Raw genomic sequence first — 15825 nt, forward strand, 5'->3', positions numbered from 1 at the left:
GATTATATTAAAATTAAATTTTAAACCCATTATGTATCACAACTATGTCGCATTTCAATAAAAAAGGCTTAGTCATAAACACTCAATGACTAAGCCTCATACTAACTATTTTGATTCAGTAGAAAATTGTTCCATCATTTTCTGTAATTCTTCACTTAACGTATTAAGATTTTCTGCAGACGTGGCAATTGTACCAATGACACCGACTTGCTCCTCAACAGAAGCTAGAACTTCTTCAGAAGATGCTGCTGTTTCTTCAGCAACAGCAGATATATTTTGAACAGACTCTACAATACTCTCTGTATGGTTGGTAACAACTAATATCTCTGAGTTTAATCGCTCAATCACTCCAATAATTTGATTGATAGACTTAGAAATATGACTAAATTGACTTTCCGTATCATTTACAGCAAGATCAAGTTTAGATGAGATCTCTGTTGTATTTTCCATTGCCTTTACAGTTGATTCTGTCTCTTTTTCGATACTATTAATCATTTGTTGGATTTCATTTGTAGCTTTGTTTGTTTCTTCAGCTAACTTTCGAACTTCGTCAGCTACAACCGCAAATCCTTTTCCTGATTCACCCGCTCTAGCAGCCTCGATACTAGCATTTAATGCAAGTAAATTCGTTTGTTGAGAGATTGAATCAATCGTTGTCACGATATTTGAAATATCTTTAATGCTGCGATATAAGTGATTGATTCCTACACCTATTTGTTCAGATGCTTTCTTCGAATCTTCATTAGAAGCTTGGAGTATAGTTACCTTTTCCTTACCAAGTTCAATCGCATTAGTAGAATCAACAGAAAGTGTTCTCATCAACTGATTCTGTTCATTCATTTTAATAATTGCACCACTAAGCTCTTCTGTTTTTTGACTTGTAGATTCAATATCAGCGGCTTGTGAGACAGAGCCTTTCGTAATTTCGTTGATTGCCCTACTCATTTCTTCGCTTGTTGAACTAGTTTCTTCCGTTAAGGCCGAAAGCTCTAGTGCTGACTGTGAAACTTTCACACTTGTAGTTTGGATGTTCGAAAGAATTGTTTTTAACTGATCCGTCATTTTATTAAATGCTTTACCCAGCTGCCCTAGTTCATCTGCTGATTCAGGCAAAGCTGGAACATCTAAATTGCCCTCTGAAATCAGAAGAGATGACTTAGTAATCGTCTCCATCAGTTTCAATTTTTTTCGTGTAACAAAGTAAAACACTACTAGCCCAATAATAGTAATCAAGATTGAAATTCCTAATATTAAATATAAAAGAGTATTTAAAGACTCGTAGAACTCGTACTCATAAGCCCCAATACCAATATTCCAGTCCCACGGTTCATAATAAGCGGCATAGACAATTTTATTACGCTCAGCTGTCTCACCTGCGTTTTGCCAAGCATACTCATAAAATCGATCTTCTGAACTGCTCAATTTTGCAGTCTTCACAATATCTTGAACAACATACTGCCCTTTAGAGTTTTTAACGTCTTTTTTGTCATCTCCAACTTGAATGCTTGGATGTAATTGTGCAATATGGCTTGAATCATATGCCATTAAGTATCCTTCTTTTTTGTAAAGAAAAGATGTCTGTGTAAAATCATAAGTAGTTTTTCCATCCATAGTTGTAGGTGGTCCTACTAATAATTCACGTGCTCGCATCTTTGCTTCTTCAAGTGTTAAATCACCTGATTCAACTTGTTCATTTAATAATTCAAGTGCAGAGATCGAATTATGTACAATATGTTGTAAATCTAGCTTCCCGCTATCCACAAGCTCTTGTTTAGCAAAATTGTAGCTAAGTAACCCCAAAGTGGTAGTCGCGATTAACACTAAAATAGTGATACCTAATAATAACTTTGTGGATATCTTGTTGAAATTCATGATAGTGTCTCCTTTATATTTCATTAGTGGTCTTACCACTATTGCTATTTATATCGACATTTTTCGATGAATTTTAACAGAATAGCACTAAAAGAAGATTGGAAAATCCAGGTACAATCAATAAAAAAGCTCAATCGTAAACATATACGACTAAGCCTTATAAAATTATATCACCGACACTTAATTTTCCATTCTAACTCTTCATCTTCGGATCAAGCGCATCACGCAATCCATCACCAATTAAATTAAACCCTAAAACAATCAACATAATCGAGAAGCCAGGGAAAAGTACAGTCCACGGTGCACTTTGAATAAAGCTCCGGGAATCTGAAAGCATTTTACCCCATTCTGGGTCAGGTGGTTGTGCACCCATTCCTAAAAATCCTAATGCAGCTGCTTCAAGAATGGCTGTCCCAAAACCTAATGTAGCTTGAACAATAATTGGGCCCAAGCTATTTGGCAAGATATGATGGATAATAATTCTAGAATCCTTCATCCCTTGAGCCCTAGCCGCCATGATATATTCTTCATTTTTCAAACTTAACACCTTAGAACGAACTAATCTTCCAAAAATAGGAATATTAACTATTGCAATTGCTATCAGAGCATTTTGTAAAGAAGGCCCTAAAATAGCTACAATGGCAATGGCTAGTAATATACTTGGGAAAGCTAGCATAATATCAAAAATTCTTGAGATTATACTGTCTCTAAAGCGTCCATAATAACCAGCAATAACCCCTAATAGAGTCCCAAAAAATAAAGCACCAGTAACTGCAAAAAAGCCAACCCACAAAGAAATACGAGCACCATATACAATCCTTGTAAATATATCTCTTCCAAAATCATCCGTCCCAAACCAAAATTCAACTGAAGGTGCTTGTAAACGGACTGACATATTTTGATCATTGATTCCATGAGATGTTATCAATGGAGCAAAAAGGGCAATCAATATAAAGAAGAGAATGATCCCTGCGCCAACCATCGCTAATTTATTCTTCTTTAAGCTTCTATATGCATCTTTCCAAGGTGAGATGGCTTCTTCCTGGCCATTATTGACGTGAGGTGGTTGATTTAGTTCAGATTGGCTTGTTTCATTTTTTAATAGTCCCATATAATCTCACCCCTTATCAATATTTAATCCTTGGATCTAGATATGCATATAGCAGGTCTACGATTAAATTAACCATTACAAATATAAAAGCTACTAATAAAATACCTGATTGAATGACTGGGTAATCTCTACTTCCTATCGCCTCAAATATATAACGTCCCATCCCTGGCCAACTAAAGATGGTTTCTGTTAAGATTGCTCCACCTAACAATGTACCAGTCTGTAGACCAACTACTGTGATTACCGGAATCAACGCATTTTTCAAAGCATGTTTATAAATAACGATAAATTGATTTGCCCCTTTCGCTCGAGCCGTACGAACAAAATCGGAGCGCAATACCTCTAGCATACTAGAACGGGTCATACGAGCAATAATAGCCATCGGAATCGTACCTAAAGCAATACCTGGCAAGATTAAATGCTTCATTGTAACCCAAAATTGATCAAACCTTCCGGAGAGTAACGAATCAATTAGATAAAAGTGTGTTACGACCTCAACTGGATCTCTTGCATTTTCTCTTCCATAGGCTGGTAGCCATTGAAGCTCTTGCGCAAAAATCCATTGCTCAACCAAGCCTAACCAGAAAATTGGCATCGAGACACCAATTAAAGCAATAAGCATGCTGATATAGTCAAACCATGAGTTTTGTTTCCAAGCACTTATAATACCAGCATTAACCCCAACGATAATAGCAAATAGCATAGCAAAGACGGTTAACTCAATTGTAGCTGCAAGAAAGGGTTTAACCTCTTCGATAATCGGGGATTTTGTTAATAATGACGTTCCTAAGTCTCCAGTTACTAATCCTTTTACATAAATACCATATTGAACAAGATAAGGTTTGTTTAATCCTAGATTTTCCTCTAAGGTTTCAATTGCCTCAGGAGTCGCTTGTTCCCCCAACATTGTTTGGGCTGGGTTTCCAGGAATTAAATGAATGATGGAAAATGTAATTAAAGACATTCCTATTAATACTGGTATAAGTAAAAGTAAACGTCGTATTGCATAAGCAAACATATAATTCACCACCTTGGTTTCTAGCTAGCTGTGTATAAAATGGGTAGTAGAGCATTCCTCTACTACCCTACTTAACTACTAAGATTACGTTTATTCTAAGTCTACTTCAGCTAATGATTCACTTGTTGAAGGATGTGGAACATAATTTAGTACATTTGAGCCAGATGCCAACACTGGTGTATTGTGAACAAGTGGAATCCAAGGTGCTTCATTGTGCATGATTTCTAGTGCTTTTTGGTACATGCTTTCTCTTTCGGCAACATCAGTTACCTCTGTTGCTTTAATAAGCAATTCTGTTACTTCATCATTTGCATACTGAGCACGGTTTCCGCCTGGAATTGAGTTCTTACTTAATAATGGGTTTAAGAAGTAATCAGGGTCACCGTTTGTTCCAGACCAACCAAGCATAAATACATCATGTTTACCCTTAGTTGTTTCATCTAGATACGTAGCCCACTCCATACTTACGATGTTTGCTGTTAAACCAATCTTAGCAAAATCTGCTTGTAGCACCTCTGCTGCCTTTTGAGGATCTGGCATATAAGGGCGTGCAACCGGCATCGTCCATAAATCAAACGTAAAACCATCTTCATAACCAGCTTCAGCTAGTAGCTGCTTTGCTTTTTCTGGATTATACGAATATTCTTCTACAGAATCGTTATAGCCTAAGTATCCAGGTGGTAAAGCACCCTTAGCTGGCACAGCTAGGTTATTATATAAACCTGCAATTAGGGCTTCTTTATTTACTGCATAGTTCATTGCAACACGTACTTTTGGATCATCAAAAGGAGCCTTTTGTGTATTAAATCCTAGGTATCCAACGTTATTAGCAGTACGTTTATATAGTTTAAGGTTAGAGTCAGACTCTACACCATTGACATCATCTGGGTTTAAACCGTCCATAATATCAATTTGTCCTGCTTTTAATGCAGTATATCTTGCTGAGTTGTCTGGAATTGTCTTAAAGATAACTGTATCAAGCTTCGGAAGACCTTCCTTCCAGTAGTTTGGATTTTTAACAAGAGTAATAGATTCATTTCTCTTCCATTCCTTGAACATGAAAGGTCCCGTACCAACTGGATTCTCAATTATTTTGCTACCATAATCTTCAAAGCTCTTAGGAGAAGCAATCGCAAATGATGCCATCGCCAAGTTTTGAATAAATGGTGCATAAGGCTTGGTTAATACGAATTCAACTTGATGATCATTTAGCTTATTGATTTCTTTAATAATATGTCCTTCATCACCTTTATGACCGCCAAATAATGTTTGATAGAAGGTATATGCAAAGCCTTCATCTGCATAATGGTGAGGGTGATTTTTATCAGCCCATCTCTCATAGTTAAAGATTACAGCATCTGCATTAAAGTCTGTTCCATCATGGAACTTAATCCCTTTTACTAAATCAAGGATATAGCGCGTGCCATCATCTTCAATTTTCCAGTCGCTTGCTAAGCCTGGCTTTACATTGAAAGAATCTTTATCATATTCAAGTAATGACTCAAAAATTTGCATTGTAACACGAGATGTTTCACCATCTGTTGTACTAGCAAAATCTAAACTATTATTTTCACCACCACGCGCGAAAATCAAAGTTTTAGGTTCAGCATTCTCACTAGTGTCATCTTTAGGTTTTTCCGGATCATTAGACGTACTTGGCTTGTCGCTACATCCAACTAAAGCTAATGATGTAATTAGCCCTAGGATGAACATAATAATTAACCCTTTTCTCTTCATAATATGCCCCCTTAAATTTTTATATCAAACGTGTATGTCTTTTATCCAAATAAGTGACATGCCACGAAATGACCATCAGATAGCTCCTGAAATACTGGTCTTTCTTTTTTACATATTTCCATGCAAGCAGGACAGCGAGTATGAAATGCACAACCACTTGGTGGATTAGATGGACTCGGCAAATCCCCTTCAAGCAGAATTCTTTCTTTTTTATAGTCTGGATCAACGATTGGCACTGCAGATAATAATGCTTCCGTATAAGGATGTTTTGGGTTTTCATATAATTCATCCTTAGGAGCCAATTCTACTAATCTACCTAAATACATAACGCCTACTCGATCACTTATATGTTTTACAACACTTAAATCGTGAGCGATAAAGATGTATGTAAGGTTAAACTCTTTCTGTAAATCCTGCATAAGATTCAATATTTGTGATTGAATGGATACATCTAATGCTGACACAGGCTCATCTGCAATAATTATTTTGGGGTTAACAGCTAAAGCACGAGCAATACCTATCCTTTGGCGCTGCCCACCACTAAATTGATGCGGATATCTTGACGCATGATAACTACTCAAGCCAACAGTTTCTAATAAATATCGAACTCTTTCACGTCTTTCCTTTTTAGTACCAATACCATGGACAATCATTGGTTCTTCAATAATTTTTTCTACTGTATGCCTTGGGTTTAGTGAGGCGTATGGATCCTGAAATACAATTTGCATATCTTTTCTTAGCTTTCGCATCTCTTCTGCTTTTAAAGAAGTAATATCTGTTCCGTTAAAATAGATCTTGCCCTCGGTTGGTTCAATCAACCTTAAGATTGTTCGACCAGTAGTAGATTTACCACAACCACTTTCACCGACGATTCCTAAAACTTCACCTTCTTTTACCGAAAAGCTAACATCATCTACCGCTTTTACACTTCCAACCTTTTTGGATAAAACCCCACCCGTAATGTCAAAGTACTTTTTAAGATTTCTCACTTCTAAAATGATATTATCCATACTAATCTCTCCCTTCTAGTTGATATAGAAGGCACCTGCATTTATGACCCGGTGCAACCTCAATCAATTCTGGGTCCTGTTCCTTGCAAATATCGATGGCTTCATCACATCTTGGAGCAAAGCGACAACCCATCTTAATACTGCCTGGTTTCGGAACATTTCCAGGGATAGAATAGAGGCGCCCCGATTTTTCATGAAGTTTCGGTAATGAGCGGATTAACCCTTTTGTATACGGATGTTGAGGATGTTTGATAATCGTTCTAACATCACCTTCCTCAACAACTTTTCCACCATACATAACAACTACGCGGTCGCAAAGCTCTGCTACCACGGCTAAGTCATGGGTAATAAGCATAATCGCTGTACCTTTATTCTTATTTAACTGTTTCATTAAATCTAAAATCTGTGCTTGAATCGTTACATCTAAAGCAGTAGTAGGTTCATCAGCAATCAGTAACTTTGGCTCACAAGCCATGGCCATTGCAATCATCACCCTTTGTCTCATACCTCCAGAAAGCTGATGAGGATATTCATGGACAATTTGGTCTGCTCTAGGAATTCCAACCTTTTTTAACATATCAACAGCCAGCTTTATTGATTCTTGCTTCTTAACTTTCTTATGGAATCTAAAGGCTTCTCCAATTTGGTCACCGATTGTATACACCGGGTTCAATGAAGTCATGGGCTCCTGAAAAATCATTGCAATTTCATTTCCTCTCAATGAACGCATTTCTTTTTCTGAGAGCTCTAGCAAATTTTTAGAGTTAAATAATATCTCACCACCGGCTATTTTCCCGGGTGGAGTAGGTATTAGACCCATGATTGACAAGGATGTTACACTTTTTCCACATCCTGATTCACCAACAATCCCTAGTACCTCGCCTTCATTAATACGTATGGAAAACTTGTCTACTGCAGGAATTACCCCATCGTCTGTTATAAAGTGTGTTTCTAAATCTTTTATTTCAAGTATTGTTTCTGACACAAGAGTTCCCCTCTCTTTTGATACTTTTTATGTATGAATAATCGCTCTTACTTCATTTATTCGAAACTATTAGTAACCCATGTAAAAGTTCGTACTAGTTTTCCTTAATGTTATATATGTAAATGGAGTGTTATTTATAACGAACTTTTTTAAAATGTAAAGATGCCGGAGATTTTCAAATCAAAAAAACAAGCGAAATCCTGTGGATTTCGCTTGTTGCTAGTCTAGCTTTATATTATCTATGCATGCTTTATTTTTCAACTTCCCATTCATTTAATATCATCACATAATCTATCTCTATATCACCGTTTGAATAACCACTGCCATTCACAGATTTTTCCGGAAACGCCTCTTTGTTTTCTTGGTCATACGGAATCCAGCCATAATAAACATGTTGTTCCCATGAAAATTGATTAAAAAATACATCTAAATTGGATTGTTTAGCTAATTGTGTATCATTTATAGATCTAACAAAAGTGGCCCATTCCTCAGGGATTTTCAGTACACCATATGTCTCTTCTTCAAATGAAACAGTTTGTTGCATCTGTACTCTTGGATAATACATTTCTTTTGTTACTTGTGTATAGCTGTACCCTCTGTCCCTAATCATATAAAAATTTATGTGTTTTAATTGGTCATCAGGATGAATATTCCAAACAAAATGATAAGAGGATGGGTCTCTTTTATTTACTTTCCAAATATGAGGTTCTCCAGTCGTATCAATGTACGCAACTCGCCATTTATACTTATCCCACACCCAAAAACTCTTTCCATAGCTATTGTTATTTGAAATAAATGGAACATACTTATTTTTTTCGTTAACGTCGAATATTCCTTGGATCTTATTTACATTAGCATCTGGAAAGGTACTATTGATTTCCTCGATTAATTGTTTTTCCGACAAAAAAGAAGATGGATGTGAAAAATAAGATAGATAGATAAAGGTGGATATCAACACGAATATAAGTCCAATAAAAATATAGACGAACTTTTTCTTATTCACTCTGATCTCCTCCCTTTAAAACAGAGCTGTTAGCACGAAAGTAATATTGCTTATCCTTAGTGGAAATTAAAATACCTTTACCATCTTCCTCTATATAGATGGTGCTGTGAGTTCCACTGCCCCACTTTGGCTTTGCGTCAATCAGCAAGTAAGGGAAGCGCTCGTTTCTCTTATTTGAATCCGCATTTATATAGGTCTCCTCATACCATACTTCATTCAAAATACGGCTTCGTTCAAACTCATCTAGTTGATTTACTACTGTCTCTTTGTTTAGTACCATCTCAATTGCTGAAGGATGAATGGTAACAATAGATGCATTCTTTACACTTGAAATATACGTTGATGCCTTTGTGTCAGGATAGATGGCGTTGTAAATAGGCATCGAAAAGAGAGCAGTTGCCAAAAAGATGAAGTTCGCCCAAAATCCTAACCAGGCAAAACGACGATAGGTTTGCCATCTTCCTTCTTTTCCTTTTAATCCTACATACAAAATCCATACACCTAATGGTAAAATCGAAATTTCAAGTACAGTATCAAACATAGTCCAATTAATGGAGAAGGAAAAAAGACCAACAATAATGACTACTACAATCTTCCATAATCTTGGTTTTTCCGATTGCTTGGTATAAATACGATATGCTATGTACCCAATTGTTCCCCAGGCTAATAATCCAATTAGAAAACCTATGATATCAAAACTAACATTCCACAAATTTATCAAACTCCTTTTGACCCTATCGTATTTCTTCGGTTGTTGAATTTTAATAGTCCAATAGCTATCTATTCACACCTTCCATAAGCTATTTCCTTATGAGAAGTTCTGCCATCTTTCAGGTTAATACGTACTACATCATGTCCTTCAATTATTTTGATAAATGTTCCATAACACCATTTTCCATAAGATCCTGCATTAAAGCAATCAAGTCCTCTGCTGTCATCGCTTTATCATGTCTAAACCAATAGCTCATAATACCCACCATTACTGAAAGTACATACTCCAATATGAAATCAAATTCTACCTGATTTACTTCATACTTTTCCGCGAATGCTTGTTTAAGGATGGGCTTTGTTGAATTTTTAAGTTTACTTGCAAAAGCAGGATCACCATTATCACCTAGCAAAACAGAATAATACTTGCTATTTTTCTCATATAGCTTCATGAACATATCAATTGGTATACCCATATTTTCATTACCAATAGAAATGGGCGGCAGTTCATCTAGTGTAGGTATTAAGGATTCTTCTATTTGCTCAAGAACATCGTATATATCTGTAAAATATTCATAAAAGGTCCCGCGATTATAACCTGCTTTCAGCGTAATTTCCTTTACCGTTATTTTCTCTATTCTTTTTTCGCAATACAAGGACCAAAAGGCATCGATTATATTTTGCTTCGTCTGTGCGGTTACTTCGGGTTTCTTCTTCATGATTTTATCCCCTTTAAAATCCGACACTTGCTATTGTATTGTCGGTTGTTGATAAGAAAAAATGTCTATATACTTTAATCATACAACAGGTTGTTGGATTAAACAAACGGAGGATGAAAATTATGATTACAATACTGTGTGCTGGATCTCGTGGAGACTTTCAACCATATATTGCACTTGCCCAACAGCTTAAGAAGCTAGGTAAAAATGTGCGTATTACTGGCCTTAGAGACATGGAAGAATTCGTAAGAAGTTATGGCATCGAATATTTTTCAATTCAAGCGGATTTTAAAACTCTTAACGTTGATGAAAAAATGTTAAAGGAAGCACAAAGCGCCGATAACCCATTAAAAATGCTACTCACCTTTAATAAGATGAGAAAATATGGAGTTAGTATAGCAAATGAATACTACGCTTCTTGCAAGAATAGTGAGTTAATCATATATCATCCAGGTGTTACGCTAGGCTACTTTGCGGCTGAGAAGCTAGGTATTCCCTCTATCTTAGCATCTCCATTCCCGATGCATAAGACAAAAAAACAGACTTCGATTATTCAATATGGAAGAAAGAAGTCTACTCCGATTACGAACATAATTAGCTACTATATGCTTCAAGGTATGCTGTGGTTGGCATCAAAGGATTCAGTCAAGGGTTTTTGGAAAAAGGAGTTCGGTGGACTACCCGAGAAGTTTGGATGCCCCTATGAGCGCCATACAGACAAAAAGCATCCAGCAATCATTTCCTGCAGTAACTATGTATTCAAGAGACCTAGTGACTGGAATGAAAACATACACCAACATGGCTATTGGTTTGTTGAAGAAGAAACGAATTATATTCCTAGCAAGGAATTAGAAGACTTTTTACATTCGGGAGATAAGCCTATTTATATAGGGTTCGGAAGTGTATTTCATGATGATCAGAAAGAAGCCCTAACTACAATAATAGTTGATGCTCTTGCCAAGAGTGGAAAACGTGGAATAATCTGTGGAATGGGCAAAATTCATAACCTACCAAAAAATATTATTGCAATTGACAGCATACCACATACATGGCTCTTCGAAAGAGTTGCTGCTGTATGTCATCATGGAGGAGCTGGAACAACCGCTGCAGGATTTAAGGCAGGTGTTCCCAGCATCATCGTACCCTTTGCTAACGATCAGCACGCTTGGGCACACAGAGCCTACGACTTAAGTGTAGGTTCAAAGCCAATTCCTATAAAGGCACTTACTTCTGACAATCTCGCAACTGCAATTCACTATGCCTTAGAAGAGAAAATTGTTGAAAACTCAAAAACTCTTGCAAAAAATATCGCTACTGAAAACGGCGTAAGAGATTGTGCAAGAGTAATAGTAGAAAGTCTTATGGCGTAGTTCTATGAAAAAATTAGAAGAATGGCAGAAGTCCTTTTTCATCTTATATATCGGCCAAGCAACTTCTCTTTTAAGCTCGAGCGCCGTTCAATTCTCCATTATTTGGTGGATCACATTAGAAACAGGCTCTGCCCTTTCACTTACAATAGCAAGTATGGTTGGCCTACTACCTCAGGCGATTTTAGGTCCATTTGCAGGAGTTTGGATTGACAGATACAATCGAAAAAAAATAATGATTATAGCTGATAGTGCTGTAGCATTATCAAGTTTAATTTTAGGAGTTACATTTTTATTAGGTATTCAATCCATTCTATTGGTTTATCTGGTTCTATTTATCCGAGCTCTTGGGGAAACATTTCATAAACCTGCCCTACAAGCAGTAATCCCTCAACTCGTTCCTGCGAGCGAACTTACGAAAGCAGGTGGATATGGGCAAATGATTAACTCAGCATGTACTATGGTCGGTCCTATGCTTGGTGCGTTTATAATGAGTGTTACTTCACTTCCATATGCGATGCTTGTCGACGTTTTAGGAGCAACTATTGCCGTAGTAACATTATCTTTAGTAAATATTTCAAAGCAATTAAAAAAACAAAGCAAAAATTTAGACTTCATACAAGACATGAAGCAAGGTATAAATGCTTTTCGATCAAACAAAGCATTAAATCGGCTTGCCATTCCAATGTTAATATCAACCATCATTTTTGTTCCTATTGGAACAATGTTACCACTTATGGTTATTGGGTATTTCAATGGAACCGCATGGCACAATGGCATTGTACAAACCTTATTTTCTATCGGAATGTTAATTGCAGCAATGTTAATCGGCATTACCGGAGGTCTTAAAAGGCAATTTTTAATGATTTCATTATCTACGGGTTTACTAGGTATATGTGCATTAATTGGCGGTATTTTACCTCCACATTTATTTTGGATCTTTTGTATCGTAGTGTTTGTAATGGGAACAACGGGTATGGGTTTCAACATTCCCTTTACTTCCTACATTCAAAGAACTGTTCCAGCAGAAAACTTAGGGAAAGTGATTTCTCTTATTACAAGTGCGATGAGTTTCGCAGCACCAGTGGGCATGTTCATTGCAGGTCCTATATCAGAAATGATCGGGGTAAGCAACTGGATGTTTTTTTCAGGAGTATTTATGATCCTTATAGGTATTGTATGTTATTTTCTGACTAGAGAGTTCGACATTTCAGTAAATAATGAGGTAATGCTAGATGAAAAGTAAAATCTTAAAAAGTATTTTAGCTCTAATTGTTTTATCTATTTCTCCTTTTGTCATGATAGCTGCAGTTGGCATGCTATTCGTTATATTGCAAATGATTGGAGGGGCAACCTTTACAGGAGGAGTTGTGTCATTTGTTAATTTCATTTATAGTCTTGTGCCATTATATCCGTACCTAACAGCAATACCTACAATAATAGTTTTGGCTGTAGCAATTATTAAAAATAGAAATAAGCTAATAAAATTATTTGTAAATCGATAAATCTAGTATTTATAATCTTAACTACCTCATGGTGCTATCAAAGAAGTATTTCATTTCATAACCTTTCATAGCACCTAAAACGTTTCTTCTTCTCAATCTATATGCAGATTTGCAAAAAATCTACATTTTCACGCAAATATGCGCAGTTCCGCGTAGCCGAAGACCCCCAAGGATCTAAAAACCCCCGAACTGTTAGTCCAGGGGAACATAAACCACAATTCAATATTTAGTTAAAAACAGCTATATCTATTGCCACCATACTATTTCAACTCTATCAATGCAACTACCTCAACATGTGTAGAGTGTATCTGGCAACACATGAGATGCCGGTGATTATAGCTCCGCTCTTTTAAAAAATAAGGAGATGGTTTAAAAACCAACCTCCTCCAAATACAACCCCTCTGCATCCGCCATACGACCTGTTTGAATTCTTTCTTTTGACTCGAGGATATTAGGTATTGCAGTAGCATCTTTTTCTCCTAATCCAACTTCAATTAAGGTTCCTACAATTTTTCTCACCATATTGTAAAGGAAGCCATTGCCTCGCACCTTGATTTCGATAAAGCCTGCATTCTCATTTATTTCAAGTGAGTATATTTCACGCACCATGGACTTTTTCTTCGACTTTGCGTTGGAATAGGATGTAAAGTCATGCTCACCTAAAAAGTATTTAGATGCTTTTCTCATTTTATCGATATCAAGCTTTTCCTCAACATGCATACTGTACTTTCGCATGAAGGGATGTGTATATTGCTCGTTCCAGATCTTATACAAATAGGTTTTATCTTTAGCATTGTAGCGTGCATGAAAACGATCATGAATTAACGTAACATCAACAACGCTAATATCATTGGGAAGATATCTGTTTAAATAATGCATAACTTCCTCTTCCGTTGCATTCTTACGCATCTTAAAATTAGCGATTTGAGAAAGAGCATGTACACCTGCATCCGTTCTACCAGATCCAATGATTTCAATCTTTTCTCCTGCCAACTCTGTTAATACGTTTTCAATTTTCCCTTGAATAGTGCTGTCACTATTACCGAGTCGTTGCCAACCCTTGTAACGGCCACCATCATACTGAATGGTCAATTTATAATTGTTCATTGCTTTCTCCCTTAGCTTATTTCAACTCTAGCAACGCAACTGCCTCCACATGTGCTGTATGTGGAAACATATCTACTGGCTGAATATAGCTTACATTATATGATTTAGATAATACCCCAATATCTTTAGCTAATGTTGAAGGATTACATGAAACATAAACTACCTTTTTCGGTTTTACCTTTAAAATGGTTTGTAAGAGCTGATCATCACAGCCTGTTCGAGGCGGGTCAACCACAATCACATCTGGTTTCCAGCCTTCCTTCACCCATTTCGGCAACCATTGTTCAGCCTTTCCAGTTACGTACAGTGCGTTTGAAATTCCATGATTCTTCGCATTCTTTTTTGCATCTTCAATCGACTCAGAGATTGTGTCCATTCCACGAATCTCACTTGCCTCTTTTGCAAGCCAAAGTCCAATTGTACCTACTCCACAATACGCATCTACCAGTTTTTCTTTCCCTGTTAATCGTGCTGCCTTTTTTACTTCGTCATAAAGCTTTACAGTTTGATGAGGATTTAATTGAAAAAATGCACGTGCAGATAACTCAAACTGAAGGTCCCCTAGATTTTCTTGTATGACCTCTTTACCATGCAGTCTCTTCGTTTCATCACCAAATATGAGTGAAGTTTTATTACCATTTATATTTTGTACAATCGATTTTACTTCAGGAAGTCTCTTCTTAACTTCAGTGATGAATTGTTCCTTACGTGGTAGTTCGGTTTTTGCAGTTATGAGAACCAGTTGTACCTCGCCGGTTTCAACTCCTACCCTTGTTACAATCGTCCTGATAATCCCTTTTCGTGACTTTTCATTATAAATTGAAATGTTTAATTCCTGTAGTATCGTTTTTACAACCTGTGTCACTTTATTAGTTGCTTGGTGTTGCACCATACAATCTGATATATCAATTAAATGATGCGAGTTTAATCCATAAAGACCCGCAATCACCTTTTGGTTATTCAGTCCTACTTGAAATTGACTTTTATTTCGATAGTTCCAAGGATTGTCCATTCCAATCGTATCTTTAATTATGCTAGGGTTGAGATTTTTCACATACCGCTCAAAGGCTTGAACGACGATATCTCGCTTTTCTTTGAGTTGCTGATTATAGTCCAAATGCTGAAGCTGACAGCCACCACACTGGTCGTAAATTGGACATGGTGGTTGAACACGATGCTCAGACTTTTTGCGGACTTTCTTAATTTTAGCTTCAGAAAACTTCGGGTGAACCTTCGTCGCTTCAACGACAACCTCTTCCCCTGGTAATGCCCCCGGTACAAAGACAACTTGTCGCTTGAAATACCCCACACCTTCCCCGTTTATCCCAAGTCTCTTTATTGTTAATGGGAAAGTTTGTCCAAGCTCAAGCTTCGGTGATTGTACATTTTGTTTTTGACTCATTTAGTTACAACTCCATGTCTATTCTAAAAATTCCTTGTTATCAGTATCACACCTAGTATCTCACTACATACCTAGGCAAACCACTTAATGTAAACCACTAATCCAATTAACAACAATAAAATGGTTATGATATAAATTAGAGTTAAATTCATTGTGTTTTTTTTCGTTGCATCACGATAGTTTTCGTCACTTTTACCGGCCAATGAAATCGTTAAAACTAAGCCTACCAATAAAACAACAACAACTGCTATCATTGCTAATTGCATGTCATCACCCATCAC

Annotated in this window: 15 protein-coding genes; 3 read left to right on the plus strand and 12 right to left on the minus strand. The window is 36.7% G+C overall.

Annotated features, from left to right (window positions below; genetic code table 11):
* Positions 1 to 105: 105 nt before the first annotated feature.
* The 9 genes from J2Z26_RS17235 to J2Z26_RS17275 all read right to left on the minus strand — a co-directional run bounded on the left by J2Z26_RS17235 (position 106) and on the right by J2Z26_RS17275 (position 10163).
* Positions 106 to 1872 carry a methyl-accepting chemotaxis protein gene (locus tag J2Z26_RS17235; protein WP_193539848.1) on the minus strand — a complete coding sequence of 589 codons (1767 nt, stop codon included), beginning with the start codon at positions 1870 to 1872 and terminating at the stop codon, positions 106 to 108.
* A gap of 193 nt (positions 1873 to 2065) precedes the next feature.
* Positions 2066 to 2983, minus strand: a complete 918-nt coding sequence (locus J2Z26_RS17240; RefSeq protein WP_193539849.1) for an ABC transporter permease — start codon at positions 2981 to 2983, stop codon at positions 2066 to 2068.
* 16 nt (positions 2984 to 2999) lie between these two features.
* Positions 3000 to 4001: an ABC transporter permease gene (locus tag J2Z26_RS17245; RefSeq protein WP_193539850.1), complete on the minus strand. Its 1002-nt coding sequence runs from the start codon at positions 3999 to 4001 to the stop codon at positions 3000 to 3002.
* Positions 4002 to 4091: 90 nt separating this feature from the next.
* Complete coding sequence (locus J2Z26_RS17250; protein WP_193539851.1) at positions 4092 to 5738, minus strand: ABC transporter substrate-binding protein; 1647 nt, start codon at positions 5736 to 5738, stop codon at positions 4092 to 4094.
* A gap of 41 nt (positions 5739 to 5779) precedes the next feature.
* On the minus strand, positions 5780 to 6748 hold the full coding sequence (locus J2Z26_RS17255) for an ABC transporter ATP-binding protein (RefSeq protein ID WP_193539852.1): 969 nt from the start codon (positions 6746 to 6748) through the stop codon (positions 5780 to 5782).
* A 1-nt stretch (position 6749) separates the two neighbouring features.
* Complete coding sequence (locus tag J2Z26_RS17260) at positions 6750 to 7733, minus strand: ABC transporter ATP-binding protein (RefSeq protein WP_193539853.1); 984 nt, start codon at positions 7731 to 7733, stop codon at positions 6750 to 6752.
* Positions 7734 to 7983: 250 nt separating this feature from the next.
* Entirely contained in the window at positions 7984 to 8736 is a 753-nt protein-coding gene (locus J2Z26_RS17265; RefSeq protein WP_193539854.1) for a hypothetical protein, read from the minus strand.
* Positions 8729 to 9448 carry a hypothetical protein gene (locus J2Z26_RS17270; protein ID WP_227413888.1) on the minus strand — a complete coding sequence of 240 codons (720 nt, stop codon included), beginning with the start codon at positions 9446 to 9448 and terminating at the stop codon, positions 8729 to 8731. The genes J2Z26_RS17265 and J2Z26_RS17270 overlap by 8 nt, the downstream gene beginning before the upstream one ends.
* A gap of 151 nt (positions 9449 to 9599) precedes the next feature.
* Positions 9600 to 10163: a TetR/AcrR family transcriptional regulator gene (locus J2Z26_RS17275; protein ID WP_193539856.1), complete on the minus strand. Its 564-nt coding sequence runs from the start codon at positions 10161 to 10163 to the stop codon at positions 9600 to 9602.
* 122 nt (positions 10164 to 10285) lie between these two features.
* Between J2Z26_RS17275 and J2Z26_RS17280 the strand changes: the two genes are divergently transcribed.
* The 3 genes from J2Z26_RS17280 to J2Z26_RS17290 are packed head-to-tail and all read left to right on the plus strand — an operon-like array spanning position 10286 to position 13035.
* Positions 10286 to 11533 (plus strand): glycosyltransferase, encoded by a 1248-nt coding sequence (locus tag J2Z26_RS17280; protein ID WP_193539857.1) that lies wholly within the window; start codon positions 10286 to 10288, stop codon positions 11531 to 11533.
* A 4-nt stretch (positions 11534 to 11537) separates the two neighbouring features.
* Positions 11538 to 12776 (plus strand): MFS transporter, encoded by a 1239-nt coding sequence (locus J2Z26_RS17285; RefSeq protein WP_193539858.1) that lies wholly within the window; start codon positions 11538 to 11540, stop codon positions 12774 to 12776.
* Positions 12766 to 13035 (plus strand): hypothetical protein, encoded by a 270-nt coding sequence (locus J2Z26_RS17290; protein ID WP_193539859.1) that lies wholly within the window; start codon positions 12766 to 12768, stop codon positions 13033 to 13035. The genes J2Z26_RS17285 and J2Z26_RS17290 overlap by 11 nt, the downstream gene beginning before the upstream one ends.
* Before the next feature lie 369 nt (positions 13036 to 13404).
* Here the strand turns inward: J2Z26_RS17290 and truA are convergent, their stop codons facing one another.
* The 3 genes from truA to J2Z26_RS17305 form a co-directional block, all read right to left on the minus strand.
* On the minus strand, positions 13405 to 14142 hold the full coding sequence (gene truA, locus J2Z26_RS17295) for a tRNA pseudouridine(38-40) synthase TruA (RefSeq protein WP_193539860.1): 738 nt from the start codon (positions 14140 to 14142) through the stop codon (positions 13405 to 13407).
* 16 nt (positions 14143 to 14158) lie between these two features.
* Positions 14159 to 15544, minus strand: coding sequence for a 23S rRNA (uracil(1939)-C(5))-methyltransferase RlmD (rlmD, locus tag J2Z26_RS17300; protein ID WP_193539861.1), 1386 nt, complete (start codon positions 15542 to 15544; stop codon positions 14159 to 14161).
* A 71-nt stretch (positions 15545 to 15615) separates the two neighbouring features.
* On the minus strand, positions 15616 to 15810 hold the full coding sequence (locus tag J2Z26_RS17305) for a hypothetical protein (RefSeq protein ID WP_193539962.1): 195 nt from the start codon (positions 15808 to 15810) through the stop codon (positions 15616 to 15618).
* Between the last annotated feature and the right edge of the window lie 15 nt (positions 15811 to 15825).

Source organism: Cytobacillus luteolus (assembly GCF_017873715.1).
Taxonomy (GTDB): domain Bacteria; phylum Bacillota; class Bacilli; order Bacillales; family Bacillaceae_L; genus Bacillus_BV; species Bacillus_BV luteola.

What these genes read in the sequence shown, in the direction of transcription:
- J2Z26_RS17255 (WP_193539852.1), bottom strand. Translation starts at nt 6,748, where the DNA reads ATGGATAATATCATTTTAGAAGTGAGAAATCTTAAAAAGTACTTTGAC.
- J2Z26_RS17285 (WP_193539858.1), top strand. Translation starts at nt 11,538, where the DNA reads ATGAAAAAATTAGAAGAATGGCAGAAGTCCTTTTTCATCTTATATATC.
- rlmD (WP_193539861.1), bottom strand. Translation starts at nt 15,544, where the DNA reads ATGAGTCAAAAACAAAATGTACAATCACCGAAGCTTGAGCTTGGACAA.
- truA (WP_193539860.1), bottom strand. Translation starts at nt 14,142, where the DNA reads ATGAACAATTATAAATTGACCATTCAGTATGATGGTGGCCGTTACAAG.
- J2Z26_RS17290 (WP_193539859.1), top strand. Translation starts at nt 12,766, where the DNA reads ATGAAAAGTAAAATCTTAAAAAGTATTTTAGCTCTAATTGTTTTATCT.
- J2Z26_RS17280 (WP_193539857.1), top strand. Translation starts at nt 10,286, where the DNA reads ATGATTACAATACTGTGTGCTGGATCTCGTGGAGACTTTCAACCATAT.
- J2Z26_RS17240 (WP_193539849.1), bottom strand. Translation starts at nt 2,983, where the DNA reads ATGGGACTATTAAAAAATGAAACAAGCCAATCTGAACTAAATCAACCA.
- J2Z26_RS17245 (WP_193539850.1), bottom strand. Translation starts at nt 4,001, where the DNA reads ATGTTTGCTTATGCAATACGACGTTTACTTTTACTTATACCAGTATTA.
- J2Z26_RS17235 (WP_193539848.1), bottom strand. Translation starts at nt 1,872, where the DNA reads ATGAATTTCAACAAGATATCCACAAAGTTATTATTAGGTATCACTATT.
- J2Z26_RS17305 (WP_193539962.1), bottom strand. Translation starts at nt 15,810, where the DNA reads ATGCAATTAGCAATGATAGCAGTTGTTGTTGTTTTATTGGTAGGCTTA.
- J2Z26_RS17275 (WP_193539856.1), bottom strand. Translation starts at nt 10,163, where the DNA reads ATGAAGAAGAAACCCGAAGTAACCGCACAGACGAAGCAAAATATAATC.
- J2Z26_RS17250 (WP_193539851.1), bottom strand. Translation starts at nt 5,738, where the DNA reads ATGAAGAGAAAAGGGTTAATTATTATGTTCATCCTAGGGCTAATTACA.